General features: G+C 69.0%; 28 protein-coding genes and 2 pseudogenes. 22 read left to right on the forward strand and 8 right to left on the reverse strand.

The features are described from left to right. The first annotated feature begins 165 nt into the window (after positions 1–165). From ACFLIM_RS09575 to ACFLIM_RS09645, 15 genes are all read left to right on the forward strand, one after another. Positions 166–831 carry a hypothetical protein gene (locus ACFLIM_RS09575; protein ID WP_393164101.1) on the forward strand — a complete coding sequence of 222 codons (666 nt, stop codon included), beginning with the start codon at positions 166–168 and terminating at the stop codon, positions 829–831. Between the two features lies 1 nt (position 832). Beyond that, on the forward strand, positions 833–1549 hold the full coding sequence (locus ACFLIM_RS09580) for a hypothetical protein (protein ID WP_393164102.1): 717 nt from the start codon (positions 833–835) through the stop codon (positions 1547–1549). Next, a complete protein-coding gene (locus tag ACFLIM_RS09585; protein ID WP_393164103.1) occupies positions 1546–2841 on the forward strand; it encodes a CpaF family protein in 1296 nt (431 codons plus the stop codon). Before ACFLIM_RS09580 ends, ACFLIM_RS09585 begins: the two co-directional genes overlap by 4 nt. 3 nt (positions 2842–2844) lie before the next feature. Then, complete coding sequence (locus ACFLIM_RS09590; protein ID WP_393164104.1) at positions 2845–3687, forward strand: type II secretion system F family protein; 843 nt, start codon at positions 2845–2847, stop codon at positions 3685–3687. After that, on the forward strand, positions 3680–4603 hold the full coding sequence (locus ACFLIM_RS09595) for a type II secretion system F family protein (RefSeq protein WP_393164105.1): 924 nt from the start codon (positions 3680–3682) through the stop codon (positions 4601–4603). The genes ACFLIM_RS09590 and ACFLIM_RS09595 overlap by 8 nt, the downstream gene beginning before the upstream one ends. Beyond that, entirely contained in the window at positions 4600–4842 is a 243-nt protein-coding gene (locus ACFLIM_RS09600) for a hypothetical protein (RefSeq protein WP_393164106.1), read from the forward strand. The genes ACFLIM_RS09595 and ACFLIM_RS09600 overlap by 4 nt, the downstream gene beginning before the upstream one ends. After that, positions 4802–5263, forward strand: a complete 462-nt coding sequence (locus tag ACFLIM_RS09605; protein WP_393164107.1) for a TadE/TadG family type IV pilus assembly protein — start codon at positions 4802–4804, stop codon at positions 5261–5263. The genes ACFLIM_RS09600 and ACFLIM_RS09605 overlap by 41 nt, the downstream gene beginning before the upstream one ends. Then, positions 5260–5655 carry a TadE/TadG family type IV pilus assembly protein gene (locus ACFLIM_RS09610; protein WP_393164108.1) on the forward strand — a complete coding sequence of 132 codons (396 nt, stop codon included), beginning with the start codon at positions 5260–5262 and terminating at the stop codon, positions 5653–5655. The genes ACFLIM_RS09605 and ACFLIM_RS09610 overlap by 4 nt, the downstream gene beginning before the upstream one ends. Then, complete coding sequence (locus ACFLIM_RS09615) at positions 5652–6056, forward strand: TadE/TadG family type IV pilus assembly protein (protein WP_393164109.1); 405 nt, start codon at positions 5652–5654, stop codon at positions 6054–6056. The genes ACFLIM_RS09610 and ACFLIM_RS09615 overlap by 4 nt, the downstream gene beginning before the upstream one ends. Positions 6057–6215: 159 nt before the next feature. Further along, on the forward strand, positions 6216–8828 hold the full coding sequence (locus ACFLIM_RS09620; protein ID WP_393164110.1) for a BTAD domain-containing putative transcriptional regulator: 2613 nt from the start codon (positions 6216–6218) through the stop codon (positions 8826–8828). Then, the gene (locus ACFLIM_RS09625; protein ID WP_393164111.1) at positions 8825–9430 is read left to right on the forward strand and encodes a hypothetical protein; all 606 of its coding nucleotides are present in this window, start codon (positions 8825–8827) and stop codon (positions 9428–9430) included. Before ACFLIM_RS09620 ends, ACFLIM_RS09625 begins: the two co-directional genes overlap by 4 nt. Then, positions 9427–10356 carry a hypothetical protein gene (locus ACFLIM_RS09630; protein WP_393164112.1) on the forward strand — a complete coding sequence of 310 codons (930 nt, stop codon included), beginning with the start codon at positions 9427–9429 and terminating at the stop codon, positions 10354–10356. The genes ACFLIM_RS09625 and ACFLIM_RS09630 overlap by 4 nt, the downstream gene beginning before the upstream one ends. Positions 10357–10430: 74 nt before the next feature. Next, entirely contained in the window at positions 10431–10718 is a 288-nt protein-coding gene (locus ACFLIM_RS09635) for a hypothetical protein (protein ID WP_393164113.1), read from the forward strand. 126 nt (positions 10719–10844) lie between these two features. Further along, on the forward strand, positions 10845–11297 hold the full coding sequence (locus ACFLIM_RS09640; RefSeq protein ID WP_393164114.1) for a hypothetical protein: 453 nt from the start codon (positions 10845–10847) through the stop codon (positions 11295–11297). Between the two features lie 444 nt (positions 11298–11741). Further along, positions 11742–12035 (forward strand): DUF1330 domain-containing protein, encoded by a 294-nt coding sequence (locus tag ACFLIM_RS09645; RefSeq protein WP_393164115.1) that lies wholly within the window; start codon positions 11742–11744, stop codon positions 12033–12035. A 471-nt stretch (positions 12036–12506) separates the two neighbouring features. Here ACFLIM_RS09645 and ACFLIM_RS09650 read toward each other — a convergent pair whose 3' ends face one another. Continuing rightward, on the reverse strand, positions 12507–12755 hold the full coding sequence (locus tag ACFLIM_RS09650) for a hypothetical protein (protein WP_393164116.1): 249 nt from the start codon (positions 12753–12755) through the stop codon (positions 12507–12509). A 120-nt stretch (positions 12756–12875) separates the two neighbouring features. Between ACFLIM_RS09650 and ACFLIM_RS09655 the strand changes: the two genes are divergently transcribed. From ACFLIM_RS09655 to ACFLIM_RS09665, 3 genes and pseudogenes are all read left to right on the forward strand, one after another. Then, the gene (locus ACFLIM_RS09655; protein ID WP_393164118.1) at positions 12876–13346 is read left to right on the forward strand and encodes a recombinase family protein; all 471 of its coding nucleotides are present in this window, start codon (positions 12876–12878) and stop codon (positions 13344–13346) included. Positions 13347–13434: 88 nt separating this feature from the next. Further along, positions 13435–13923: pseudogene (locus ACFLIM_RS09660) on the forward strand (transposase); the annotation flags it as partial. Positions 13924–14055: 132 nt separating this feature from the next. Beyond that, positions 14056–14520 (forward strand): hypothetical protein, encoded by a 465-nt coding sequence (locus ACFLIM_RS09665; RefSeq protein WP_393164119.1) that lies wholly within the window; start codon positions 14056–14058, stop codon positions 14518–14520. A gap of 659 nt (positions 14521–15179) precedes the next feature. Here ACFLIM_RS09665 and ACFLIM_RS09670 read toward each other — a convergent pair. Next, complete coding sequence (locus ACFLIM_RS09670; protein WP_393164120.1) at positions 15180–15617, reverse strand: PPOX class F420-dependent oxidoreductase; 438 nt, start codon at positions 15615–15617, stop codon at positions 15180–15182. A 100-nt stretch (positions 15618–15717) separates the two neighbouring features. Here ACFLIM_RS09670 and ACFLIM_RS09675 point away from each other — a divergent pair, with 100 nt between their 5' ends. Then, entirely contained in the window at positions 15718–16266 is a 549-nt protein-coding gene (locus ACFLIM_RS09675; RefSeq protein WP_393164121.1) for a hypothetical protein, read from the forward strand. Positions 16267–16725: 459 nt separating this feature from the next. Continuing rightward, positions 16726–17070, forward strand: coding sequence for a hypothetical protein (locus ACFLIM_RS09680; RefSeq protein WP_393164122.1), 345 nt, complete (start codon positions 16726–16728; stop codon positions 17068–17070). Between the two features lie 7 nt (positions 17071–17077). On the opposite strand, the gene ACFLIM_RS09685 is transcribed toward ACFLIM_RS09680, so the two are convergent. Then, on the reverse strand, positions 17078–18376 hold the full coding sequence (locus tag ACFLIM_RS09685) for an alpha/beta hydrolase domain-containing protein (protein ID WP_393164123.1): 1299 nt from the start codon (positions 18374–18376) through the stop codon (positions 17078–17080). A gap of 106 nt (positions 18377–18482) precedes the next feature. Here ACFLIM_RS09685 and ACFLIM_RS09690 point away from each other — a divergent pair, with 106 nt between their 5' ends. After that, complete coding sequence (locus tag ACFLIM_RS09690) at positions 18483–18908, forward strand: ClpX C4-type zinc finger protein (RefSeq protein WP_393164422.1); 426 nt, start codon at positions 18483–18485, stop codon at positions 18906–18908. A 478-nt stretch (positions 18909–19386) separates the two neighbouring features. Here the strand turns inward: ACFLIM_RS09690 and ACFLIM_RS09695 are convergent, their stop codons facing one another. Both ACFLIM_RS09695 and ACFLIM_RS09700 read right to left on the reverse strand, forming a co-directional pair. Next, complete coding sequence (locus ACFLIM_RS09695) at positions 19387–19710, reverse strand: helix-turn-helix domain-containing protein (RefSeq protein ID WP_393164124.1); 324 nt, start codon at positions 19708–19710, stop codon at positions 19387–19389. After that, positions 19707–20768, reverse strand: a complete 1062-nt coding sequence (locus tag ACFLIM_RS09700) for a tyrosine-type recombinase/integrase (protein WP_393164125.1) — start codon at positions 20766–20768, stop codon at positions 19707–19709. The genes ACFLIM_RS09695 and ACFLIM_RS09700 overlap by 4 nt, the downstream gene beginning before the upstream one ends. Before the next feature lie 332 nt (positions 20769–21100). On the opposite strand from ACFLIM_RS09700, the gene ACFLIM_RS09705 reads away from it, so the two are divergent. Beyond that, a complete protein-coding gene (locus ACFLIM_RS09705; RefSeq protein WP_393164126.1) occupies positions 21101–21931 on the forward strand; it encodes a trypsin-like serine protease in 831 nt (276 codons plus the stop codon). Here the strand turns inward: ACFLIM_RS09705 and ACFLIM_RS09710 are convergent. The 3 genes and pseudogenes from ACFLIM_RS09710 to ACFLIM_RS09720 form a co-directional block, all read right to left on the reverse strand. Continuing rightward, positions 21853–22587: a tyrosine-type recombinase/integrase gene (locus ACFLIM_RS09710; RefSeq protein ID WP_393164127.1), complete on the reverse strand. Its 735-nt coding sequence runs from the start codon at positions 22585–22587 to the stop codon at positions 21853–21855. The genes ACFLIM_RS09705 and ACFLIM_RS09710 overlap by 79 nt on opposite strands. Positions 22588–22696: 109 nt before the next feature. Continuing rightward, positions 22697–23104: pseudogene (locus ACFLIM_RS09715) on the reverse strand (site-specific integrase); the annotation flags it as partial. A gap of 870 nt (positions 23105–23974) precedes the next feature. Beyond that, positions 23975–24739 carry a hypothetical protein gene (locus ACFLIM_RS09720; protein WP_393164128.1) on the reverse strand — a complete coding sequence of 255 codons (765 nt, stop codon included), beginning with the start codon at positions 24737–24739 and terminating at the stop codon, positions 23975–23977. Between the last annotated feature and the right edge of the window lie 183 nt (positions 24740–24922).

Consider the following 24922-nt stretch of genomic DNA (forward strand, 5'->3'; position numbering starts at 1 on the left):
AATCACCATCCGTCAACTCGGTAGAAACAATAAGCATCGATTATTTCCGGTTGACATCCCGCCACCTGCGAAACGAGCATGGGTCCTCGCATTCCACCTCCACCGCTCAACAGCGCCCCACATAATGGCGTGAATTCCACAATTAACAATGGGAGCCCCCCACCCATGAGGACCAGTGAAAAGCCTGCCGCCAACGCGGCGGGGTTGTCCGGCCCGGCCTCGCGCAAGCTCCCCGTGCCACCCCGGGAACGCAAGCCGGCCCTGGCCGCTCTGGCGGTCCTGCTCATACTCGGTGGCGCGCTGGCCACGACCCTGCTCGTGCTGCGCAGCGGCGACCGCGTCTCCGCCATCCGCGTCACCCAGCAGATCGGCGCAGGTCAGAAGTTCACCGAGCGGGCGCTCGAAGAGGTGAAGATCGCCGGCGACGGCGTCAATTACGTCAGCTGGTCACAGCGCGCGAACGTGCTCAACAGCTTCGCGGCGGTCACGATCCTCCCCGGCACCCTGCTGACGAACGAGATGGGTGTCAGCGCCAGCACCGAGCTCGGCGAGGGAAAGGCCACCGTCGGACTCGCCCTCAAACCCGGACAAATACCTGCGGGCCTGGAACCGGGCGACCGTGTCCAGGTGATATACGTGCCGAGCCGGACAGGCCAGGGAGAAACCCGCGTACTCGCCTCCAGCGCGCTCGTCTTCACCGTAGGCGATAGGTCCAGAACGGGAAATTCCGGTCAAATCACGGTGGTGGTGGATTCGTCGGCAGCGCCGGAAATAGTGGCTTTCGCCTCCAGCGGAGAGATCGCTGTGGCCGAGCTCCCGGGGGCACGCTGACGTGGCACTGATCGTACTGGCCGCCGACAAGGGCGCGCCGGGAGTGACGACCGCCGCGACGGCCCTGGCGGCGGTCTGGCCGAGGCCCGTGTTGCTGGCCGAATGCGACCCGGCGGGCGGCGATCTCGCCTACCGGCTGCCCGCCGCCGACGGTGGTGTGCTCAACCCCGGTAAGGGCCTGCTCAGCCTGGGCGCGACGGCTCGGCGCGGCCTGGAGCCCGCGCAGATACACCAGCACACGCAGAAGATCATCGGCGGGCTCGACGTGCTGGCCGGGCTCACGCACGGCGAGCAGGCCGCCGGGCTCACCTGGTTGTGGGGCCCGCTGGGCAGGTCGCTCGCCGCCGTCCCCAACGCCGACGTGATCGCCGACTGCGGCCGCCTCGGCGCGCACCCGCAGCTCGCCGACCTGATCGCCGAGGCCGAACAGGTCGTGCTGCTCACCAGGGCCACCCTCGACCACGTCGCCCACCTGCGCGAACGCCTCCAGATCACCAAGGCCCACGGCGTCGCCGTGATCGCCGACCCGCGCAACTACCGCGCCTCGATCGACGACGTACGCAGGATCGTCGGCCCGACCGTCCAGTTCGTGTACGGCCTCGCGTACGACCCCAAAGGCGCCGAGCTCCTCCGCGGCCAGTGGGGCGGCCGGCTGGACCGATCACTCCTCATCCGCACGGCACGAGACCTGGCGGCAAGGCTGGTGAGCCATCGATGATCGATCATTCGCTGGTCAAGCGCTTCCGCCAGGAGGTCGGCGACCGCCTGGCCCATCAGCGCCGGCTCGACCAGGCCAACGGCCTGCCCGCGATGACCGGGGAGGACGAGCGCCAGTTCGCCAGGGCGCTGATCTCCCAGGTGCTGGAGGAGCACGCCCGCAGCGAGATCGGCCTCGGCCGTACCCCGCCGACGGTGGAAGAGGAAGAGGCGCTCGCGGCCGGCATCCACGCGGCGCTGTTCGGCGTGGGCCGCCTCCAGCCGCTGCTCGACGACGGCGAGGTGGAGAACATCGACATCAACGGCTGCGACCGGGTGTTCGTGAGCTACGCCGACGGCCAGGAGTCCATGCACGACCCGGTCGCCGAGTCCGACGACGAGCTGATCGAGCTGATCCAGATCCTGGCCGCGTACTCAGGCCTGTCGAGCAGGCCGTTCGACACCGCCAACCCGCAGCTCGACCTGCGCCTCCCCGACGGCTCCAGGCTGAGCGCCGTCATGGACGTCACGGTACGGCCGTCCGTCTCGATCCGCCGCGCCCGCCTCGGCAAGGTCTTCATGTCCGACCTCGTCGGCAACGGCACGATAAGTCCGGACATCGGGCGGTTCCTGAGCGCGGTCGTCACCGCCCGCAAAAACGTCATGATCGCCGGATCCACCAACGCCGGCAAGACCACCCTGCTCAGAGCCCTGGCCAACGAGATCCCGCCCAGCGAACGCCTCATCACCGTCGAACGCGCCCTGGAGCTCGGCCTCGACCAGTTCCCCGAGCTCCACCCCAACGTGGTCGCCTTCGAACAGCGCCTGCCCAACTCCGAGGGCCAAGGCGAGATCTCCATGGCCGAGCTGGTCAGACGCTCACTCCGGATGAACCCCAGCCGCGTCATCGTCGGCGAGGTCCTCGGCGACGAGATCGTCACCATGCTCAACGCGATGACCCAGGGCAACGACGGCTCCCTGTCGACCATCCACGCCAACTCCAGCATGGAGGTCTTCAACCGCATCTCGACCTACGCCCTGCAGGCCAGCGAACGCCTCCCCATCGACGCCACCCACATGCTCATCGCCGGAGCCATCGACTTCGTCGTCTTCATCGAGAAGCGCAACGACTACCACATCGGCGGCACCCTGCGCCGCTACGTCTCCAGCATCCGCGAGGTCAACGGCTGCGACGGCCGCGTACTGTCCAGCGAGGTCTTCATCCCCGGCCCCGACGGCGCGGCCGTCCCGCACGCGCCGGTCTCCTGCCTCGAAGAGCTCACCGCCCACGGCTACACCCCGGGGGGCTGGTGACCGATGCCTTTCGACCCCTTCGCGCTGCTGGCAGGCGCCTTGGCAGGCGGCGGCCTGTTCCTGTTCTTCATCTCCCTGTACGGCCTGCGCCCGCGCCCGCCCCAGCCCAAGCGCCACCTGATCAAGATGCTGACCACCCGCACCGCGATAGCCGCGGTGGCCGCCACCATGGTCCTGCTGGTCACCGGCTGGCCGGTCGTGGCGGTGGGCACGGTGCTGCTCGTGTTCGCCTGGCGCGGGCTGTCGGGCGGCGCCGCCGAGGAGCGCGCCGCCATGTACCGCCTCGAAGGGCTGGCCGCCTGGACGGAGTCGCTGCGTGACACGATCGCCGGCGCGGCGGGCCTGGAGCAGGCCATCCCGTCGTCCATCAGAGCCGCCGCCCCCACGCTCAGACCGCATCTCCGAGCCATGATCGACCGGCTGCACACCAGGATGGCGCTGCCGGAGGCGCTGGCGCTCTTCGCCGACGAGCTCGACGACCCCTCGGCCGACCTGGTGGTGGCGGCGCTCATACTCAACTCCAAGCTGCGCGGCCCCGGCCTGCGCGACGTCCTGGGCGCGCTGGCGGTGTCGGCCCGCGAGGAGCTCGACATGCGCCGCCGCGTCGAGGCCGAACGCCGCTCCACCAGGCGGAGCGTGCAGATCGTGGTGATCACCGCGCTGGTCTTCGCCGGGATCCTCGTCGTGTTCAACCCCTCCTACGTCAGCGAGTACACCTCCTTCCTCGGCCAGGCGGTCCTGGTGGTCGTGGCGGGGCTGTTCGGTGCGGGGTTCGCCTGGATGAGGCGGCTGGCCAGGTTCGACAAGCCGACCCGATTGCTGGTGGGAGGTGGCGGCAATGGTTGAGGCCGCACTGGCCGGAGCCGTGCTCGGGCTCGGCCTGCTCGCACTGCTGAGAGCCCTCTTCCCGGCCCGCCCGGGACTCGTCGCGCGACTGCTCGCGCTCGACGCCGTGCGCGAGGACGCGGGCGCGCCCCGCATCCAGCTCCTGCTGCCCGACGAGGAGGTCAGCGCGTTCCGCCGCGGGCTGGGCGCACGCCTGGCCCGCGTGTACGGCGCCCGCGGCTGGGAGGCCAGGTCGGTCAAGGCGGACCTGGCGCTGATCGGCCGCTCGTTCGAGGCGTTCCTGGCCACCAAGGTGCTGCTGGCGGCCAGCGGCCTGCTGGCGTTCCCGCTGCTGCTCGGCTGGCTGGTGCTGATGGAATGGGGCACCTCGCTCGCCATCCCGTTCTGGGCCGCCGTGCTCGTGGCGCTGCTGTTCTTCTTCCTGCCCGATCTCCAGGTGAAGAAGGAGGCCGCGGCCAGGCGGCGCGACTTCAGACACGTCGTGGGCGCGTTCCTCGACCTCGTCTCCATGAACCTGGCCGGCGGCCGCGGCGTGCCCGAAGCCCTGATGATGGCCGTCTCGGTCAGCGGCGAGCAGCCGAACTGGGCGATGGGCCGCATCCGCGACGCACTGCGCGGCGCCAGGATCGTCGGCATCACCCCGTGGCAGGCGCTCGGCCAGCTCGGCGAGGAGATCAACGTCGACGAGCTGCGCGACCTGTCCGCCGCGCTCGGCCTGGTGGCCGACGACGGCGCCAAAATACGCGCGTCGCTTACGGCCAGAGCCGCCACGTTGCGCCGCCGCGAGCTGGCGGAGATCGAGGGGCGGGCGGGCGAACGTTCGCAGTCGATGCTCGTGGCCCAGCTCCTGTTGTGCGCCGGTTTCGTGATTTTTCTCAGTTTTCCCGCCGCTATGAAGATGTTGGGGGTCTCATGAACCATCCCTGGATCGTTTACCTCACCGCGTACCTGAGCTCGCGCATCGAGCGGGCCCGCTCGGCGCCCAGCCGCGGCGCCTCCGCCGTCGAGTGGGTGATCATCACCGCGATCATCGCCGGGGTCGCGCTCGGGCTGGCCACCCTGATCAGGACGTTGGTCGAGCAGCAGCAAGGTCAGATCGAGCAGAACTTCGGCGGTGGTGGCGGCGGTGGCGGCGGTGGCGGCGGTGGCGGCTAGGCCACGCCACGGCGAGCGCGGCGCGACGGTGATCGAGCTGGCCCTGCTCATGCCGGTCATCCTCGCGGTCGTGCTGCTCATCGTGCAGGTGGCGCTCTGGTTCCACGGCCGCCAGGTCGCGGAGGCGGCCGCCCAGGAGGGTGCGCGGGTGGCCAGGGCGGCCCCGTTCGACTCGGGCGACTGGGAGGGCGCGGCCACCACGAAGGCCACCGGCATCGTCAAGGCCATCGGCCCGCGACTGCTCAGCGACGCCACGGCCACGACGTCCGAGAAGGACCCAGACGAGCGCTTCGTCACGGTGACCGGCAGCGCGGTCCAGGTGATCCCGCTGCTGCCGCCGCTCGCGTTCACGATCACCGCGACCGCGGGCGGGCCCGTCGAGTGCTTCCGACCCGACAACGGCGGCGAGGACTGCGAATGACCAGGGATCCCGAGCGCGGGTCCATGGCCGTGGAGACGGTCATGCTGGCCCCTGTCTTCCTGCTGTTCCTGATGTTCCTCGCCGGGGCGGGGGTGCTGGTGGAGTCGCAGGGGCGGGTCAACGGGGCGGCCAGGGACGCCGCCAGGGCCGCGTCGGTGCAGCGTACGTTCGACGACGCCGAGGCGGCCGCCGAGACGATCGCCGAGAGCGCGTTCACCGGCCCCTGCGGGTCACCGTCGGTCTCCCTGGACGGCTCCGAGTGGGAGCAGGGCGGGCAGGTCCAGGCCGAGGTGACCTGCGAAGTGGACCTCGCCTTCCTGGGGTTCGGCGGCACCAAGCAGCTGACCGGTACGGCGGTGGTGCCGATCGAGCAGTTCAGGAGGGTCGAATGAGCGAGCGGGGGTCGATGTCGGTGTTCACCGTGCTGTTCTCCGTGGTCGTGTTCCTGCTGGCCGGGCTGCTGGTGGACGGCGGGTCGGCGATCAACGCCAGGCTGCGCGCCGCGGACGTGGCCGAGCAGGCCGCGCGGGCCGGCGCCGACCAGATCGACGTCGACCACCTGCGCGCCACCGGGGAGACGCGGCTGCTCGGGGAGGAGCAGGTGTGCGCCAGGGCCGACGAGATCGTCGCGGCCCAGGGCGGCGACGACGTGAACAGCGGCGCCTGCGCAGTCGGGCAGGGGCAGGTGACGGTCACCGTGTCGGTGCGGTGGGAGGCGTTCTTCCTGAGCGCGATCGGGTTCCCCGGCTCCGAGATGAGCGGCGAGGCCAGCGCCGCGCCCGAAGCGAGATAGACCGATTCCAGCCACTCGATGGATGCGGAACGCATGAGGCACGACGCTGGACGCGAGAAGGGAGAGGCGATGCCGACGCGAGAGCCAGCGCGTCCACATGGACGTCACAAGCCCGTGCGGCTCCGGGCTGTGCAACGTCCTGGGCGCACTATTGGCGACGTGCTCGCCGGGCTCGCGGCGCTGGTCGTGCTGGTGGCGCTCGTGGGCGGCGTGCCGTACGCGCTGCTCGTGTTCGTCGGGCCGCCGCTCGATCCCGAGCTGCTCAAGCTCGACCTGCTCAGCCAGGTCGGGCCGAGCACGATCATGGCCGTGCTGGTGCTGCTGGTGTGGCTGGCCTGGTTCCAGCTCTTCGCGTGCGTGCTCGTCGAGGTGTACGCCGGGGTCCGCCGGGTCGGCATGCCCGCCCGGGTGCCGCTCTCGGGAGGCACCCAGGCCCTCGCCAACAAGCTGGTCTCGGCCGTGTTGCTGCTGTTCACGGCAGGGGCCATGGTCGTGCCGCTGGTCAAGCTGGCGCCCACGCCCGCCGCGCCGCCCGTGACGGCGGTCGCGTACTCGGCGCCGATCGTCGAGCAGACCCTCGACACACACAAGACCAAGAAGGTGTACGTGGTGCAGCCCCCGCACGGCCGGCACCACGAGAGCCTGTGGGAGATCGCCGAGAAGTGCCTGGGAGACGGCCGTCGATATCACGAAATTTACCGGCTTAATCAGGCGATGGAGCAGCCGGACGGCACCCGCCTGAGGATGGCCGACCTGATCAGACCCGGCTGGGTGCTCAACATGCCGGACGACGCCAGGAATGTCCACGTCGTCCCCGCCGAACAGCCCCGCACGCAGACACTGCGCGAACATCCGGGCCGGGCGCACGTGGACCAGGACGCGAAGTCCGACCACGCCGAGCGGAAGACCCCCAAGAAGGCGGAGGCGAAGCACCGCCAGCCCGAGCAGCAGGACAGCGTGAAAACGGATCAGCAACCCGCCATCCAGGAGAGCCAGGGGGACCTGCTCGACTACCTCACCCCGGCCTCGCTGGCCGCCGCCGGGCTGCTGCTCGTGCTGGCCAGGCGGCGCCGCGAGCAGCTCTGGCGCCGGGTGTTCGGCCGCAGGATCGTCCGCCCGCGCGACGACGCCGCCCGGGCCGAGGTCGCGCTCAGGCTGGGCGGCGACGCTCCGGGCGCCCGCATCCTGGACATCGGTCTCAGGCTGCTCGGCGCGCAACTGGCCGCCCAGAACCGCACGCCGCCCACCGTGTACGGGGCACATCTGTCGGCACGCACGCTCGACCTGTGGATCCACCCGTCGGACGACGATCCGCCCGAGCCGTGGATGACCCAGGACGGCGGCCAGGTGTGGCGGTTGCCCGCCCACGAGGGCCGGCTTTTGGAGGAACAGCCGGGCGGGGCGCCGTACCCGGGGCTGGTGTCCATCGGCACGGACGCGAGCGGGCGGGTGCTGATCGACCTGGAGGCCGCACAGGGCCTGATCAACGTACGCGGCCCGCAGACCACCGCCGCCCTGGCCGCCATCTCCGTCGAGCTGGCCACGAACCGCTGGTCCGACCGCATGCGCATCACCCTCGTCGGCTTCGGCGAGGAGCTGACCGCGATCGCGCCGGATCGGATCAGGGCGGTCGGCGGCCTGGCCGAGGTGCTGCCCGAGCTGGAGGCCACCGCCGCCCCGCGCAGGGAGGTGCTGACCGGGCGCATCACCGGCAGCCCGCGCGACGCCCACTACCTGCTGTCCTCGGTGGCGCCCACACAGGAGGAGGCGCGCCGCCTGGCGCTGCTGGCCCGCAAGGACACCGCCGGGTACGTCGTGGCGGGCGACATTCCGCACGCCACCTGGACCCTGGAGATCGGCGACGACGGCCGGGCCAGGATCGCCGAGCTGGGTTTCGACGTGGACGCCCAGCTCCTGCCCAGACGCCACTACAAGGCCCTGATCGACCTGTTCCGCACGGCCGGGCGGCTCGACGGGGAGACGATCCCCGAGCCCGAGCCGCTGGAGGGGCTGCACCCGCCGGCCGTCGAGATCAGAATCCTGGGCCCCATCGAGGTCGCAGGCCTCGGCCCCCTGGAGGAAGGGCGGCTGGCGCTGGCCACCGAGCTGCTGGTGTACCTGGCCACGCATCCGGGCGGCGTACATCCCGCCGTGCTCGGCGGGGTGTTGTGGCCGCGCGGCGTGCAGGCCATGGTCAGGGACGCCACGATCGCCAGGGTCGCCGAATGGCTGGGACCGGACCACCTGCTCACCGACGAGGCGGGCCGGTTGCGGCTGGGGCCCGAGGTGCGTACGGACTGGGCCCTGTTCCGCGAGCTCGTACGCCGCTCGCACGGCGACCCGACGGCCAGAGCCGTCCTGCTGGAAAAGGCGCTCGGCCTGGTCAGAGGCCCGTTGCTGACCGGCAGGCAACCCGGGCGCTATGCCTGGCTGGCGGCCGACGACCTGGAATATGACGTGGCCGCCGGAGTGGCCGACGCGGCACACCAGCTCTGCGAGATCAGGCTCACGCACGGCCAGCCGGACGCCGCGGTGGCCGCCATACGCGCCGCGCTGCTGCTGGCGACCGACGACGAGGGCCTGTGGCGCGACCTGCTACGAGCCACACACGCCACCGAGGACACCGTACGCCTGCGCGCCGTCGTCGAGGGCCTGACCCGCAGGGCGGCCTCCCATCCGTACGGCGGCGGGATGGCACCGGAAACCGAGGCCTTGATCGAGGAACTGCTGCCCACGTGGCGCATCCATGTGGTGAGGGAGTCATCGGCATGAGACGAATGGCGATAGCACTGGCCCTGCTCGCCCTGGCGGGCTGCGGCCAGGCCGAACGTCCGTACGCGCCGCGGGAGGCGGCCACGCCCGGACAGAGCAGCCCGGCACAGGCCGAGCGGCCCGCGGACCAGAAGCTGCCGACCGGCACCCAGACCATCGACGTCGCCGAGGGCCTACGCCTGCGGGTGGAGTGGCCGGCCGACCCCGACCCGGCGCTGAAGCCCATGGTCGATCAGTACGTCGGCACCCGCGAGGCCGTGGCCGAGGGGCAGCGCATCTACAAGCGCGATCTCGAGATCGACGCGGCCGTTCAGGCGAGCGAATGGGTGGAGTCGTTCGCCGACGAAGGGTGGACGATGCACGGGGTCGGGCGGCTCTACAACCTGCGGGTCGTCGCGCGGATGGGCAGGGGCGCCCAGGTCAACGCGTGCGTCGACGAGTCAGGGATCCGGATGGTCTCCTCCCGTACCGGGAAGGCCGTCAGCCCCCAACCCGACTGGCTGCGCACCCCCTACCCCCAGAGCGTGGGCGTCCGCCGCGGCGACGACGGGGTGTGGCGCATCAGGTCTTACGTCACCGCCAGAGAGAGGTGCACCCGATGAAAGTCTTGATCGCGGCGTTGCTCATGGCACCGCTGCTCCTCAAGCCGCCCACTGGAGGAGCCGGCAAGGTCGACGCCAACGCCGGGCAGCAGGGCAACATCGCGTATGTGGCCCTGAAAGGCAGCAGCGTCAGGGTCCGCGGCGACGTCAAGGGTGGGACGGGCGACGGCTTCCGCATCCCGCGCCCGTGCTGGTACGAGCCGGGTCCGTTGCCCCAGGAGATGCTCGACCGGTTCAGCAAGGGCAAGGACGCGGCCAACCGAGCGCGGATCGACGAGGATCACAACGAGGAATTCCTCGAGCAGTTCAGGGACAAGCTGAAGAAGCCGGGGCGGTGGTGGACACCCGCGTACAACGAGGCCGATCCGAACCATGTGGCCTGCATGACAGACCTCGAACCGTTCGGCGTGTTCGTGCCGCCCGGCCAGACGCCGCAGTCCGGCATCACGATCGAGCAGCTGGCGCAGATCGCCAGGGCCGCGCTGACCGTGCCCGAGCACACCGTCAAGCTCAGTCCCGACGCCAAGAGCTATGTCAACCTGCCCACCTGGGTCTGGCTGGAGGGCGTCGGCCAGCCGCGCCGCACTGTCACGGCGGAGCTTCCCGGCGTCATGAGCGTGACCCTGGTCGCCAACCTCCAGGACATCAAGATCGACCCCGGTACGACGCAGGACCGGGCCGAGGTCAACGAGAGCGGCTGCGGCACCGTCGGCAAGCCGTATACCAAGGGCGGCACGTTCTCCTGCGGCGTGCGTTACCTGCGCTCGTCGATCGACCAGCCGCGCGAGAAGTACACGCTCACGGTGTCCACGGTGTGGCCGATCGAGGTGCAGGACAACGTGGTGCCGTTCCAGTTCGCGCCCGTGGAGCTCGACGTCACGCGTGACGTGCCGGTCGGTGAGGTCCAGAGCAACGTCAAGCCCTAGGCGATCATCGCGGCGAGCGGGGCCAGCTCCGGCTGCTCCGCCGCCTCGGCCAGCACTTCCTTCAGTACCGCGTCATGCGTCGGGCTCGCCTCGCCGAGCAGCGCGCGCCCGGCTGGCGTGACCTCGGAGTAGATGCCCCGCCGGTCGTCCTCGCCCTGTTCGCCCTCGCGATCAGCGCCTTCGGCATCGGGACCACGGAGCTCATCATCAACGGGCTGCTGCCCGAGCTGGCCGCGGACTTCAGCGTGACGATCCCGGCCGCCGGGCTGCTGGTCTCCGGCTACGCCCTGGGCGTGGCCGTCGGCGGGCCGCCGCTGACCATGCTCGGCGGGCGGTTGTCGCGCAAGACGGGGTGTCGGTAAGACTCGTGCAGCCAGGTACAGGGGATCAAGTTCGCCCAGGTCAGCGATGCCACTGACGGACCGTTACGGGATCTTTCTGGGGGTGCCACCGGAATACGGCAGAAACGGGCCGCTGCGCTGCTCCTGGTGCTGTTCCTCGCCGGCGAACGGAATCTATGGAGCCGGCACCTCGCCGTGGCGGCGGGCCTCGCCGTCGTCGCGGTGGTGCTGCTCTGCGTCTGGGCCGTCATCGAGCTGCGCAGCACGACGCCCCTGGTCGATGTGCGGGCGGTGCGGCACCCGGCGGTCGCCGGGGCGAACCTCGCCATGTTCGTCGGCGGGATCGGCATGTACCTCCTGCTCACGCTCATCACCCGGTACGCGCAGACGCCGCACGGCGCCGGCTACGGCTTCGGGCTGACGACCTTCGTCGCCGGGCTGGTCCTCATCCCGTTCTCGGTGCTGGGGTTCGTCGCCGGCAAGCTCACGCCGCGGGTCCGGACGCGGATCGCCGACCCCCTGCTCCTGGCCGGCAGCGCCGTCGTGGTCGGCGGCGGGTGCCCCGGAATAAAACTGCGCTGGGAAGTGTGCCATCATTAATCGTCACTTCGACGTTAAGGGGTACGCCATGCTGTTCGTCCTCGGCCAGAGTGTTCACCCTGTTCGCGGCGGCCCGGTCGGACCTGGCCGAACTGTTCACGGCGATGGGCGTGCTCGGCTTCGGTGTCGGCGGCTTCTCGGCCGCGATGCCCGGCGTCATCCTGGCCGTCACCCCCAAGAGCGAGACGTCGAGCGCCATGAGCTTCAACTACGTCGTCCGCAGCGTCGGGTACTCCCCTGGGCAGCGCCATCGGCGGCCTGATCCTCGCCGCGGGCACCGGCCCCGGCCACCTCTTCCCCGACGACAGCGCCTACACCACCGCGGCGCTGGTCGGCATCGGCGCCATGGCGATCACGACGCTGACAAGCCTCGCTCTCGCCCGCCGACGCTCGTCCGAGACCAACCCGTAAGTCAGATGCACTCATCCCAACACTGGAGGTTCCATGTCCAAGGGCTACTGGGTCAGCGCCTACCGCACCATTTCAGACCCTGAGAAGCTGGCTGCCTACAACAAGCTGGCCCGTCCGGCCGTCGCGGCCGGGGGCGGTCGGGTCCTCGTCCGTGGCGGTCGGGTCGTGGCGCATGACGCCGGAATCGCCGAGCGCACCGTCCTGATCGAGTTCGACAGCTTCGAGCAGGCCGTCGCGGCGCACGAGAGTGCGGCCTACCAGGAGGCGCTGGTCGCCCTCTCCGACGGCGTCGAGCGCGACTTCCGCATCGTCGAAGGCATCGACTGACCGAGGTCCAGTCGGATCTTCACTGAAGATCCACCATCTTGGTTTTCGCTGGTGCGGCTGCTGGTGTGGCGGGGTTCGTGGGTGCTCGTGCTGGTCGTGGGCGGCTGTCTTCGGTCTTGATCGTCTGTCAGCGGTCGAGTTCGAGGTTCGTCAGGACGAGCAGGGCGCGGAGCAGGACGATCCGGCCCGCCGGCAGGGACCGCCACCGCGATCTGATCGCCTTCAGGTGCTTGCGCAGCAGGTCGGTGACGTATTGCCGACGCCATGGACCAGCGCCGTAGCCAGATCACCCTCTGAAATCTCATGCAAACGTTGGAAAGGATTCCCATGTCGGAGATCAAGCCTTACACGATCGACATCCGACAACGCCAAGGCGCTCGGCCTGGGCTGGGAGCCCGTCTATTCGTCCTGGCGAACCGGCTTCCACCAGCAGGCCTGAACTGTTGCGCACTCCCGGTCTAGGAAGTTCTGTTACTGCCTCCATTGCTCGGCCAGCGATACCCCGGGCAGAGGCTTGCCGATGAGGGCCAGCGGGAGGAAGAAGCAGACCTGGCCGATGGCCATGATGAGCGTGGCGAGCGCCCTGTCGTCGTACTGCTCGGACGCCCTGGCGTACAGCTCGTCGGAGACTCGCTCGCCGCTGCGGGTGGGCTTCACCGATGTGGTACGCCAGGCGTTGGAGCTCACCCTCTCCGGCCGGCTCGCCCGCGAAGAGGACATCTCGCTGGGCCTAGGTTCCCTCGGCACGGTCCGACCATGCCTCGATCAGAAGTGAACTGGGGCCCGTCATAAACCATCGGCGAGGGAGTGCGCAGATGTGCGGCGGCTCCCATGCGTCCGATGGATGGCCTCACCGGCACCAACCGCGCCCGGCCCGGCCTCGACCAGGCCCTGGCCGCCGTCCGCTCCGGTGACACCCTGGTCGTCCCCAAGCTCGACCGGCTCGCTCGCTCCGTCCCCGACGCCCGCGACATCGGCGACTCTCTGGCCGCCCGCGGCGTCAGGCTCTCTCTCGGTGGCAGCGTCTACGACCCCACCGATCCCATGGGCAAGATGTTCTTCAACATCCTGGCCACCTTCGCCGAATTCGAAGTCGACCTGCTCCGCATGCGCACCCGCGAAGGCATGGCCATCGCCCGGGCCAAAGGCAAGCTCAAAGGCAAGAAGCCGAAGCTGACCCCACGCCAGCAGGCCGAACTGCGCCGCATGCACGCCAGCGGCGACTACACCATCTCCGATCTGGCCGAGGTGTTCTCCGTCTCTCGCCCCACCGTCTATCGCGTCCTTGGCAAGGCCGGCTCCGACGCGTAAAGCCCAGCCGGATTCGCCCAGGTCAGCCCCAAAGATTTCAAGATCATTCTCAGCGATAACGGCTGTACCGCTGTTCCTCAACCCCGTGGTCACCCTCATCGTCGATTCGCAGTCGGTGAAGGGATCGGAAACGGTCAGCAAGGCTACTCGTGGCTTTGACCCGGCGAAGCGAATAAATGGGAGGAAGCGACATCTTGTGGTGGATCAGGACGGGCTTCAGGTGATGGTCATGGTCACCCCGGCCGACACCCCCGACCGGGACGGCGCCCGCGAGCTGCTATTCCGGCTGCGCCTGACCCACCCCGAGATCACCCTGGTCTGGGCCGACTCCGCCTACGCGGGATCGCTGATCGAGTGGGCCCGCACCTTCCTGGACCTCACCGTCAAGGTGGTCTCCCGGCCGCGCGGCTCCCAGGGCTTCGTCGTGCTGGCCAAGCGCTGGGTGGTCGAACGAAGCCTGTCGTGGGTGCTACGCGCCCGACGCAACATCCGCGACCATGAGCGGCTGCCGCAGCACAGCGAAATCATGATCACCTGGTCGGCGATCATCCAGATGACACGCCGCCTCACCCGCAGTGCCCGCGCCAGGAGGTCCTGGCGCAAGGTTTCGTGACCGCGCGATTGCGGGCTAGCCTGCCCCGGAACCCATTAAACGAGACAGGCCGATCCGCGGCCTTACGGCCACGAAACCCCTTAGTGAGCGCCCCTCATGGGATCTCGAACCGAGCAATGCCTGAACTGCGAGGCACCGCTGCCTCCGCCCACTGGCCGCGGCGGGCGGCCCCGCAAGTACTGCTCCCACGCCTGCCGGTGGACCTTCGGACGCACGCGCTCCAGGCGCTGGCGACCGCTCACCCAGCGCCACCAACGCCAGGACAACACCCGCAAGCAGCGCCGTCATCTCCGCGACCAGGCCGAACACCTCGCCCAGGCAGCCGGGAAGCTGGCCCTCGACATGCACGCGGAAGACCTCGCTCTGCCCACCCAGCAGACTGGCTGGAAATCCGGGCCGATCGCCGGCTACGCCGCGGCCGCGCTGCCCCTGCTCGCTCATGCCCGCGCTGTCTTGGCCGCGGCCGTCGCCGCCGATCGCGCGGCCGGGGCTACCTGGGACGAGATCGGCGCAGTTCTGGATGTCAGCCCGGACACCGCCGCCCGCCGCTACCGCAGCTGACTGCTGGGACGACGGCACGGGGGACGATCAGGCAGGGAGAGCCCTGTGAGGCGATCTTGAATCATCTGCCGGCGTTCCGCTGGAAGGCGGCGAGCATTCATCGCCGTTTGCAGGAGATCAGGATCGAACCCGTGGATGCCCATGTGATCGAGAAGAGGTTCATAGCGATCAGGTCGATCTCGTAGGATCTCCGTGGCCAACCGGAGTTCCAGGCGAATCACCGGGACGCGATGAGAGCCGCACGTGACCACGACGTAGTGCTGCCATGGGCCAGGGCCAAAGCATTCCATCCCGTCCGAGTCGGCCGGCCACTCGACAGTGCTGATCTCTAGCTTGACTCCGTTGATCTCGTACCTGGCGAAGTACTGCATAGCGTCCGGGATCCAGGCGGCCGGGTAGAGGCAGCGTTGGGGCTCGAGGATCGCGGCAAACGTGTCCACGTCCTCTCGTCGGGCCACTAAGAGGTCGATGTCCCCGGCCGGGAGATGGACACCCTGCAGGAGAGCAGCGCTGGTGCCACCTATCCGGTAATCGAAGTCGGCCTCTGCGGCTCTCAGAGCCTGTCCGTCGTAAGGGACCTCCGTGAGGTGCGTGTCCCGCTCGGCCCAGAGGAACTGATCGAGTTCGAAACCGTGGAAACTACTCGATCGAGTACGCGGTCAGACGTCGCGGGAGTTGTAGCCCTGGAGGTGGGAGCCGCTTCCGAAGGAAGGATTGATGATTGGCTCGAGGTTCCAGGCGACGACGCGGTGCGGCCGGATACGCAGGGTCTCGTGGTCGAAGGCCGGGTGGAGCAGCGGGTCCAGGAAGGCGATCTCGGCGTGACCACGCAGTTCGATGCCACGGCCGGTCTGGCCGAGGGCGTTGGGCGTCGGCGACTGGTCGTCGATGACGAGGGAGACCCGGGAGTCGGCCAGGGCGTTCTTGTACTTGCGGCTCTTGGTCAGCTCCGGGCCGCCGATCCGGACGGCCTCGGTCTCGGGGTCGAACCAGATCGCGACCGGCTGAATGTAAGGAGACCCGTCGGGGCCGAGGGTCGCCAGGCGTCCGAGTCCCTGGCCCGACAGGTACGCGCGCTCTCCGTCAGTGAAGATCATGGCATCAGTCTGCAACTTCAACCGCGCTTGAGGTCAAGCGATCCGGCCAAGCACGGGCCGCCTGCGCGAGCGCCATGTTCTCACCCAGCTCCTGGCCGCCATGCGCGCCACCCCAGGCCGGGCGCTGCAGGGCCTTGGCGTACCCGCCCAGCTCTCCGGGCCCGGTGCCGATCACCCTCTCGCCCCGCCCGCCGAGGACGGCCCCATGAGCACCTCGCCTTCCGCCGGCAGGCTTCAGGTGCGTGAGTTCCTGGAGCGCCTGGCCGAGCGAGAAGCCGCCGCCCAGGCCGAAGCCGTCCGGCTGCGCGAGCAGATCACCGAGCTGTCGCAACAGCTGAGCGCGGCTGAGGACGTGCTGTCCCGGTTGCACATCACCCGCGAGACGATCCTGGAGATGACCGGCGAGTCGTCCGAGACCGCCTCTGGCATTCTGGCGCTCTCGCCTGTCTACCGGCAGATCCTGGCGATCGTGGAGCAAGCGCCGGGCGGGCTGCGGGTCAAGGACATCTGCCGGATGCTGAACCCCGACGTGGATCACAAGCACACCGAGAGCCTGCCCGCCAAGCTCAAACGCATGGCCGCCCGAGGCATCCTCACCGAACCTGAACCCGGCCTGTTCACGCTGCCCCAACCCGGTCACGACGCATAGAAGCCGCTGCCCAAAGCCAGACCGGGCGGAAGCTCACAGAACACCCTCTCAGGGCCGTAAGCGCCGTGTCCAACGTGGTCGTGACGTCTGTCAGCCGCAGAGATGATTCACCGTCGCCCATGGGGGCCAAAGCATCGATTGGCTACGACAGTTTCGGCTGGCTCCCACCTGACGGTCTGAGTTGGACCCGCCGCGTAGATCAAGTGATGGTCTGAGTTGCTCCGCCTCAAGGGCCCGGTGCTCGGGTCGGTGCCATGAAGTGCAAAGTAGCTCTCTGTAACCGCTCGTCCGTGTCGACAGACCCTCGTCTGTCGACACTCGCGCCGAAACCGCAAGGTCGCAGGTGGTGAACGTCGAAACCCGTGTCGAGGATCAATGTCGGTGAACGGTTCGGTGTGTGGATTCCGACAGGCACGGCACGACGCCCTGACCTCGGGATACGCCCCTACTTTGCGGCCTATGACACCGACCCGAGCGGAGGGCCAAGAAGCCACGTGGACCGATATTGGCCGCCGTTTGGACCGGATCGTCGCCGCGGTGCTCAGACCAGGAGACCCAGGGTTTCGGGCGTTCCCAGGCCGTCAGCTGCCGGTCAGAGTCGGTTTCCTCCTGCGCGCCCTGGTTGATCAGGTCGGCGAGGGCTCGCCGGTCCTGCGCGGGGAGGTCCTGCAGGAGGACGATCTCACCGCCCTGGTGATCGACGACGTCGAGGCGCCCGCCCTGCTCGCACTGGTCTGGAAGGGCCCGCCCAGCCAGGCCATACGGGAGGCGCTGTGCTGCTGCCGCCGCGCGTTCTTCGGCTGAGCCGGACTCAGGGCACCGTGGCCTCCATGGACGCGGCGGCCAGGGCCTTGATCTCGGGCGCGTCGTCCGCGAGGAGGAACCCCTTGGCGACGGCGTCGTCGGTGGCGGCCTCGAAGGCGGGCAGGTAACTGTCGCCGTACAGGCTGTCCAGGATGGCGGGGGAGAACGGGACGGTCAGGCCGAAGAGCCTGCCCAAGACGCCGTCGTCCGGGCTGACCCCGGTCAGTACGGCGGCGGGCACCTCCATCCAGGGCGTGCGGACCCCGCCGAGCGCGTTGCCGTGGTCGTCCCGCTCCAGCGCGGGGCCGGGCACGGTGGCCAGCGGGGGAGCCTGCGGCGGCGGAACGTCCTCGCGCACCCACTGGTCGAGCCGTCGGATTGCGGCCTTGGCGACGTAGTGGTGCTGGGGGCCGGAGTTGGCCAGGTGCTGCAGGTCCATGCCGATCACGCGGGTGGTCGGGGCCAGCGCGGCGGCCAGCTCCGTGGGGGTGGCGTGGGTGAGGTCGAGGCGGCCGGTGGTGTTGAGGTAGGTGTCGGCGTGTGAGGCCCCGGCGAGCTCCCACACGCGCAGGTTCGGCCCGTCGGGCCGCCTGGCCCCCGCGTACCCGGCCGTGATCACATCGGTCTCCGTCACCAGGGCGAGCACCGGCACCCGCGGGTCGGCGCGGAAGGGCACCGGCGTCCCATCGAGACCTGACGTCGCCGGCCGCCGCGACGGCATGAGGGCCGGGGCGATGCCGATGCGGCAGTGCGGCAGGAACCCGTCATACACCTGGGCGATCGGGTCGACCTCGTTGATGTAGGTGGTCAGCATGTAGGCACCCAGCGACATCCCGGCCGCGATGAGCCGCGCGCCGGGGAACAGCTCGCGGATAGCCATCCCGGCCTGGGAGAAGATGTCGTACGAGAAGTCGTCGCCGGGGTGGTCGAGCATCCCGTACCGTTCGGGGTTCGACGCCTTGAGCCCGCCCGGGGCCGGCCCGTCCACGGGATGCACGCTGCCGGTGACCCCTAGGCACTGGGCCGACACCCCGACCCAGACCGTGCCACTCCGTAACAGCTCGCCGTGGATGTACTGCCATTCCACGCCAGCGTCCATGAACGACGAGACGTTGAACCACTCCACCACCACGGTGCCGCTGATGTGTTCGGGCCTGCGTACCAGGATCCGGGTCACGTACGGGGCCAATTCGTCGGCGTACGAGGCGGCCGTGCCGCGCAGCAGGTACTCCTCCTCGGTGTAGCCCGTGGCCAGGCCGCGGGCGACCTCGATGGCCTGTCCGTCCGGGCATCGTTCGAGATTCATGGGTGCGTCTCCTCTCGTCTCGGGCTTGTCAGCCCGTCCTTGACGTCTCCAGGTCCGTCAGCCTGCCCTTGACGCGGCGCGGTGTCAAGGGCAGGCTGACGCGGTGATGACGCGAAGCAAGGGCCGCCGCCGGATGACGCCGGTGGAGGAGGTCGCCACCAGATGTTCGTTCTGCGGCACGTCCCACGCGGAGGCCAAGAGGGTCGTGGCGGGACCGGGTGTCTACATCTGCGACGCCTGCATCGAGCTGGCCCACCGGCTGCTCTCCGACCCGCCGCAGGGTAGCGAGCCCCAGCGGGCGCACCGCGGGCCCGATCCGGAGGCCGAGTGGCTTCCGGGCATGTCGGACGATGACCTGCTGGCCTCACTGCCGCGTCACGCTCTCACCATCGAGCAGGCCGAGCGCGACCTGCGGGCCTGGGTCCGCATCCTGCGCGACCGCGGGGTGACCTGGGCCAGGATCGGCCAGGCCCTGGGCATCTCCCGCCAAGCCGCCTGGGACCGCTTCGCCGCCGACGTCGAGGACCGCTGACCACCGCTCAGCTCGCCTCGTCGGCGATTTCGATCATCGTGGCTACGGGCAGGGCCGGGTTGGCCGCCGCGTCACCGGCCGTGCCCGGCTCCTGAGAAAGTCGTCGGCGGTCAGGCGCGCGGTCAGGCCGGGAGGCAGGTGCAGGCTCTGGCCGAAGACGACCTCGTCATGTCCGTCTGCTCCTGCTGCGCGGTGCATTACCCCGGGCAGACGCTCGCCATCCATCATCACGCGCAAAGAGGACGGTCAGCCCATCCACCTGATCAACCACTTTTGGTCCTGGCAGGGCCAGTCGGCCGCACTGGCTATCGAGCGCTCCGACGCTCACGACTCAGGCACCTTCTACCTGGCCTAACACCGCTCGCGTGTACTTGGTAGCAGCTTCCTTAACGGCACGTCCAATACCGGCCCGGGAGCACGCCCCAGGCGAAGCAGCTCACGCAGGTGAGCGCAGGCTTGGTCGCGGAGATGCGGCCCATCACAGCGGCGGCAAGGACCGACCGTCTCGGCGCTTGGGTGTCACCGCGGGTCCATCACCGGTGGCCGCCACTCGCGGTTGACCTGCCTCGGCAGGGCCTGGGACCTTCTCCGGTTCGGGGATGAGGAGGTCGGCAATGCCGCAGCCGAGCACGGCGCAGATGACGTCCAGGTCCTGCAGCTTGATGCTGGCCGGATGGCCCGACCACAGGCCGGACATCTTCCCGGCGCTGATCACCATGCCGCGTTCGGTGAGCAGCCGGTGCAGCTCGCTGGCCTTCCAGATGCCGCGGTTGGCGGCGGCCAGGCGCAGGTTCCACTTCATGGGATCAGCCCCTTCAGCCGGTCGGCGGCTCGCTGTTGTCCGGCGAGCCAGGCCTCTTCGACGTGCGTGCGGTGGACGTGGATGTACTTCATTGTGGTGGCCACCCAGGCATGTCCGAGGGTCTCCTGGATCGCGATCAGGTCCATCCCGGCGAAGTAGAGCTGGCTGGCGCAAAAGTGTCGCAACACGTGCGGTGTCAGCTTCTCGCTCCAGTCCGGCAGGTGCCTGGTGGTGGCCTCGGCCAGCGCGGTGCGCAACGCTTCGGTGCCGACCCGGGCGGCGGTGCCGTCAGCGTTCTTGCGCTCCGAGGGCAGCAACGGAGCCGCGTGACGGGTGTGGTCGTCGCCGAACTGGCCCCAGACGTCCTCGACGAACCAGCGCAGCGTTCTCCCAGCATCATTGATCAGCGGCACCATCCGCTCACGTGGACCAGAGCCGCGGGCGCCCTTGCCGACGCGGACGTGCAGCTTACCGAACCTGCCCAGCTCCCATTTGACGTCGGTCAGGTCCAGGCTGCGCGCCTCGTTCACCCGCAGGCCGACCTCGGCCATCAGCCGGGCCGCAGTGTAGTTGCGGGCGGTGGGGGCGAACTTGCGGCAGCTGGCAAGGTCTTCGCGCCAGCCGGCGAACAGGCGGGTGACCTGCTCGGCGCTGGGCGGGATCCGCAGCGCCGCGTCCTTTTGCCCGCGCGGCCGGTTCATGTCATCGATCGGGCACTCCACCACGTGCCCGGTCAGCTGGTGGATCTCGATCTTGTGTCGTAGCTCCAGGAACAGGAAGTAGGTCTTGATCGCCTGGGCCCGCGACAACCGGGTGCCCTTGGCCGCACCGCGTAGTACCTGGCCGAAGTAGGCATCGGCATCGGCCGGTTCCATCGCCCACAACGGTCGGCCGAGCCAGGCCCGGACCTGCTCGATATGGATCACGTCGGAGCTGATCGTGGCGTCCGATAGGCCGGCAGCCGCGCGGGCGAGCACGAACCCGGCCAGCACATCGGTCTCGAACTCGACCAGTTCCTCTGGGCCGAGCGGGGCACGCGCCTCACGGAGGTCCCTCACGACGGACAGGCTCAACCCACGCCTCCTCGTCTTCACCGGTGATGTCAGACGATCGAGGAGGACGATAGACCTTCAGAATCTCTGAAGTCTCATCAACTTCGAAAACTCCCGGAGTCCCAGGCAGAAGCCCCAGGTCCAGGGGCAAGCCAGGCCACAGAGACCTCAGCGAACCCAAGGCTTATCTCTTATACGCCAGGCGACCGGCCGCTCGAGGATCTTCCAATTTTCTCACCCATGTGGTCAGCTACTGGCACGAATACCCCCAGACAGTGGAGAAAGTAGTGAGCCGTCCAGCTCTATTTGCGTCACTTGCCGCCGTCACCGCAGCGGTCATGCTTGGCACCGCCACACCCGCTTCGGCGATCAATTCGTACAACGCGGAGCCGGCGCCCGAGCGTACCGAGGTCGGAGCGCTCGTCGTGCAGTCTGACCGCGACAACGACCCCGCCACGCCGGACGCCGTCCGGTGGAGCTGCACGGGCACGATGATCTCCCCGGGCGTCTTCCTCACCGCCGCCCACTGCACCGTCGGCCGACCGGCCGGCACCAAGTTCTACGTCTCCCTCGCCCAGGATGTGCAGGGCGCGATCGACGCCTCGAACGCCCTCGGCGGGACGCCGGAGCAGATCGCCGGACGCGTCGGTCTCCAGGGTGTCGCGTACTCCGATCCGGGCTACCCCGGCAACCAAGCAGACAGCCACGACATCGCTGTCATCAAGTTCAATGCGGGCCAGGCCGCCGAACTCGCGCAGCGGTGGCCCTTCGTGCCCGCCACCCTGCCACGCCACAACCAGCTGTCCGAACTCGGCTCGCGCGCGCTCGACGCCAAGGACTGGCAGGTCATGGGGTACGGCACCCAGGAGGCGGTGAACGGACCCGGCGGCCAGACCCATCCGGGTGGCGGCGGGAGGATGAAGGCGCCGGTCGACTTCAACGCCCTCAACAAGACCTGGGTTCGCCTCGCGATGAACGAGAGCCGCGACCTCGGCGGCGCCTGCTACGGCGACTCCGGCGGCCCGAACTTCATCAACCTCGACGGCAAGCTCGTACTCGCCGCAACGACGATCACCGGTGACATTCCCTGCTATGCCACCAACGTGACGTACCGCACCGACAGCGACAGCGCCCGGAACTTCCTCCAGCAGTTCGTCACCCTGCCATAACAACGATGAGGACGGCCGGATCGGAACTCCCCGATCCGGCCGTCGACGTGGCATGGCGTTTCCACCTCTGTGCTGCTGCACACTCCAAGGGGTCCTCGTAGCAATCGCGGACAATCCAACGAACCCATCTCTGACGTGCGCTGATGGCAAGAGGGTGCGATGGCCCTGAGCGGTTTGTCGTCAGTGGCAGCTGGGTGGTCTCGGTGGAGGCGTGGCCGAGGCGGCGGCGGACGGCCTCGATGGACACCCCGGCGTAACTGGTAGCCCTGCCAGCGGTGGTGGGCGGCGTCGTACGACAGCGGCCCGCCCCGGCCGTTGATGCTGGCCCGGAACAACGGGCCCGCGGTGTAGCCGGCGCGGGCCAGATAGAGCTTGAGCAGCGCGACGTAACCGCGGTCGTCCAGCAGCACGGTGCGCACGCTGCCGCCCTTGCCGCAGATGCGCACGTGCTCGTCGTCCAGCCGCAGGTCCAGGTCTTCGACATACAGACCGCACACCTCCGAGGCGCGGGCACCGCAGACATAGGCGGTCTCGAACAGCACCCGATCCCGCAGCCGGTCTAGCGGCAGGTCCTTGCGCGGCCGCCGCGAGCAGATCACCGTTAGCACCTGGGCGACGTCGGCGGCCGCGGCCGGGCGGGGCAGCGTCTTGGGCACCTTGACGGGTGTCGATGCGGTCCATCGGGTTGGCGGCCAGGAGGTCGTGGCGGACCGCCCACTTGGCGAAGGAGGCGACGGCGGCGCGCTTGCGCTTGCGGCTGGCCGGCGACAGGTCGGCGATCTCGGTCAGGTAGGCCCGGACTGGCGCGGCGGTCAGCGCGCCGATCTCCTCGCCGTGGTGAGCGGCGAAGGCGATCAGGTCGCCGCGGTAGGCGCGCCGGGTGTGGACCGAGGCGCCGGCGTTAGCCAGGTCTGTGAGGAAGTCGTCCAGGTGCGTCGCGAGCGGGTGGGCGCAGCCGAACTGCTCGACGATGACCGAATCCATCCTGCCGCCCTTCCGTGATCTCGCAAGTTGCCAGATAACCGGGAAACGAAGCTCCCATGCCGGACGACAGCCGCCCAGCTCGCGCCTGGACTGCGACCGCCATCTTGCCAGATAACGCCGATTATCTAATAACCCGTCCGGGCCTGCCCCGCCGCGATCACAACCCCAGGCGTCGTTGCCGGTTCCCATGGCCCCGTCAGGAGTCTGAGCGGGGTGGGCGCCGAGAAGGTTCCCCCGGCCGCACCGCGCACAGACGGAGTAGAGCCGACGGGTACCTGCGGCCCGCACGCCGGCCAGCCCGTGCGCCTGACCCTGAAGATCGTCAACCGCCGCCGCCGCACCGTGGACCCGGCTGGCAACGGTCGCCCACACACCGCTCACCTTCGGACCTTGCCCACCACACCGGCCATCCTCCGCCCACACCCACGGCGACGGCCAGCGGGCTCGACCGCTTCATTTCTCAAGGGCGACGCCGCAGCCGCCGGATATGGGGTGTCGGTAATACTCGTGCCATCAGGTACCCGCAATCACGTTGCCCCTGGTCAGCTGACCGCAGTCGAACGGGTACGTCCGGCATAGCGATTGCGCTGCCGGGCTGAGCACAAGCCGCTGACCTGGCCGGACGCCATCGCGTGTACCTCATGACAGCTTCGTTACCGACACCCCGAGAACGAACCCGAGCGGTTCCCATGTTCACTGCTGTCCGATCAACGGGTTAGGCACCCGGCTCTACCCCTGCGGCCTCGCCACGGCTACGCCGTAGTCCTTCACCGTGGCCTCCCAGCCCAGACTGCCAATACCCGACCAGGAGTTCCCGCCCGCGATGAGGGGCAGGTGCGCACCGCTGACCAGCCCACATCCACCGGGTTGGAGCTGGCAAGAATTCGGACACCGGTTCCTCGCGTATACCTTCCCGTCTCGCTCACCGGGCCCGGCCCATCCGGTAGTGCTGAACCGACCCGACTTTGTCGAGGCTGCTCCCACCCTCCCCGGTGATCCCCGGATCAGGCTGCCTCCAGCTTCACCCCACCGCTACGACGGCCGGGCGACGGTGGCCTTTCACCTCCATTCGGACAAACAGCGCTTTCCATGGCGCACTGGCAGCAGTCTTACCGACACCCCGAACCAGCGCAGCGCCGCCGCGGCGTTGTTGATCAGCGGGACCATCCGCTCCCGAGGACCGGAGCCCCGGGCGCCCTCGCCGTGCCGGACGTGCAGCTTGCCGAAGCGGCCCAGCTCCCACTTGATGTCGGCCAGGTCGAGCTTGCATGCCTCGTTCACCCGCAACCCGACCTCCGACATGAGCCGGCAGGCGGTGTAGTTGCGGGCGGCCGGGGCGAACTTGCGGCAAGTCGAGAGCTCTTCTCGCCAGCCGGCGAACAACCGGCTGACCTGGTCGGCGGTGGGCGGGATCCGCAGCCTGGGCTGCTGGCCGCCACGAGGGCGGTTCATCTCGTCGATCGGGCACTCGACGACCCGCCCGGTGGCCTGGTGGATCTCCACCTTGTGCCGCAGTTCGAGGAACAAGAAGTAAGTCTTGATCGCCTGCGCCCAGGCCAGGCGAGTGCCCTTCGCCGTGGTCCGCAACACCTTGCCGAAGTACGCATCGGCATCGGCCGGGTCCATGTCCCATAGCGGCCGTCCGAACCAGGCCCGCACCTGCTCCAGATGCATCACATCCGAGCTGATCGTCCCGTCCGATAGCCCCGCCGCGGCGCGGGCGAGTACGAACCCGGCCAGTACGTCGGTCTCCAACGCGTCCAGATCGTCCGGAGTCGCGGGGGCTCGCGCCACGCGTAGATCCCGCACTACCGCCAGCGCCAACTCTGGCCTCCTCGTCTTCGCCATCTGTGCAAGACGAACGACGAGGACGATAGACCTTCAGAATCCCTGAAGTCTCATCAATCTCGAAAGAACCAGGGATCCCAGGAAGTAAGCCCAGGTCCTGCGGCTATGGCCACGCTCAACCGGTCGACGAACTCATGGGTTATTTCTCAAACGGGCCGT

Origin of the sequence: Nonomuraea marmarensis, assembly GCF_043197025.1 — a bacterium.
Taxonomy (GTDB): Bacteria; Actinomycetota; Actinomycetes; order Streptosporangiales; family Streptosporangiaceae; genus Nonomuraea; species Nonomuraea marmarensis.

Bases quoted from the DNA above. Each gene is read 5' to 3' on its own strand.
- ACFLIM_RS09575 (WP_393164101.1), top strand. From the start codon at position 166: ATGAGGACCAGTGAAAAGCCTGCCGCCAACGCGGCGGGGTTGTCCGGC.
- ACFLIM_RS09585 (WP_393164103.1), top strand. From the start codon at position 1,546: ATGATCGATCATTCGCTGGTCAAGCGCTTCCGCCAGGAGGTCGGCGAC.
- ACFLIM_RS09590 (WP_393164104.1), top strand. From the start codon at position 2,845: ATGCCTTTCGACCCCTTCGCGCTGCTGGCAGGCGCCTTGGCAGGCGGC.
- ACFLIM_RS09595 (WP_393164105.1), top strand. From the start codon at position 3,680: ATGGTTGAGGCCGCACTGGCCGGAGCCGTGCTCGGGCTCGGCCTGCTC.
- ACFLIM_RS09600 (WP_393164106.1), top strand. From the start codon at position 4,600: ATGAACCATCCCTGGATCGTTTACCTCACCGCGTACCTGAGCTCGCGC.
- ACFLIM_RS09610 (WP_393164108.1), top strand. From the start codon at position 5,260: ATGACCAGGGATCCCGAGCGCGGGTCCATGGCCGTGGAGACGGTCATG.
- ACFLIM_RS09615 (WP_393164109.1), top strand. From the start codon at position 5,652: ATGAGCGAGCGGGGGTCGATGTCGGTGTTCACCGTGCTGTTCTCCGTG.
- ACFLIM_RS09625 (WP_393164111.1), top strand. From the start codon at position 8,825: ATGAGACGAATGGCGATAGCACTGGCCCTGCTCGCCCTGGCGGGCTGC.
- ACFLIM_RS09630 (WP_393164112.1), top strand. From the start codon at position 9,427: ATGAAAGTCTTGATCGCGGCGTTGCTCATGGCACCGCTGCTCCTCAAG.
- ACFLIM_RS09635 (WP_393164113.1), top strand. From the start codon at position 10,431: ATGCGTCGGGCTCGCCTCGCCGAGCAGCGCGCGCCCGGCTGGCGTGAC.
- ACFLIM_RS09645 (WP_393164115.1), top strand. From the start codon at position 11,742: ATGTCCAAGGGCTACTGGGTCAGCGCCTACCGCACCATTTCAGACCCT.
- ACFLIM_RS09650 (WP_393164116.1), bottom strand. From the start codon at position 12,755: ATGTCCTCTTCGCGGGCGAGCCGGCCGGAGAGGGTGAGCTCCAACGCC.
- ACFLIM_RS09655 (WP_393164118.1), top strand. From the start codon at position 12,876: ATGGATGGCCTCACCGGCACCAACCGCGCCCGGCCCGGCCTCGACCAG.
- ACFLIM_RS09665 (WP_393164119.1), top strand. From the start codon at position 14,056: ATGGGATCTCGAACCGAGCAATGCCTGAACTGCGAGGCACCGCTGCCT.
- ACFLIM_RS09670 (WP_393164120.1), bottom strand. From the start codon at position 15,617: ATGATCTTCACTGACGGAGAGCGCGCGTACCTGTCGGGCCAGGGACTC.
- ACFLIM_RS09675 (WP_393164121.1), top strand. From the start codon at position 15,718: ATGCGCGCCACCCCAGGCCGGGCGCTGCAGGGCCTTGGCGTACCCGCC.
- ACFLIM_RS09680 (WP_393164122.1), top strand. From the start codon at position 16,726: ATGACACCGACCCGAGCGGAGGGCCAAGAAGCCACGTGGACCGATATT.
- ACFLIM_RS09685 (WP_393164123.1), bottom strand. From the start codon at position 18,376: ATGAATCTCGAACGATGCCCGGACGGACAGGCCATCGAGGTCGCCCGC.
- ACFLIM_RS09690 (WP_393164422.1), top strand. From the start codon at position 18,483: ATGACGCGAAGCAAGGGCCGCCGCCGGATGACGCCGGTGGAGGAGGTC.
- ACFLIM_RS09695 (WP_393164124.1), bottom strand. From the start codon at position 19,710: ATGAAGTGGAACCTGCGCCTGGCCGCCGCCAACCGCGGCATCTGGAAG.
- ACFLIM_RS09705 (WP_393164126.1), top strand. From the start codon at position 21,101: ATGCTTGGCACCGCCACACCCGCTTCGGCGATCAATTCGTACAACGCG.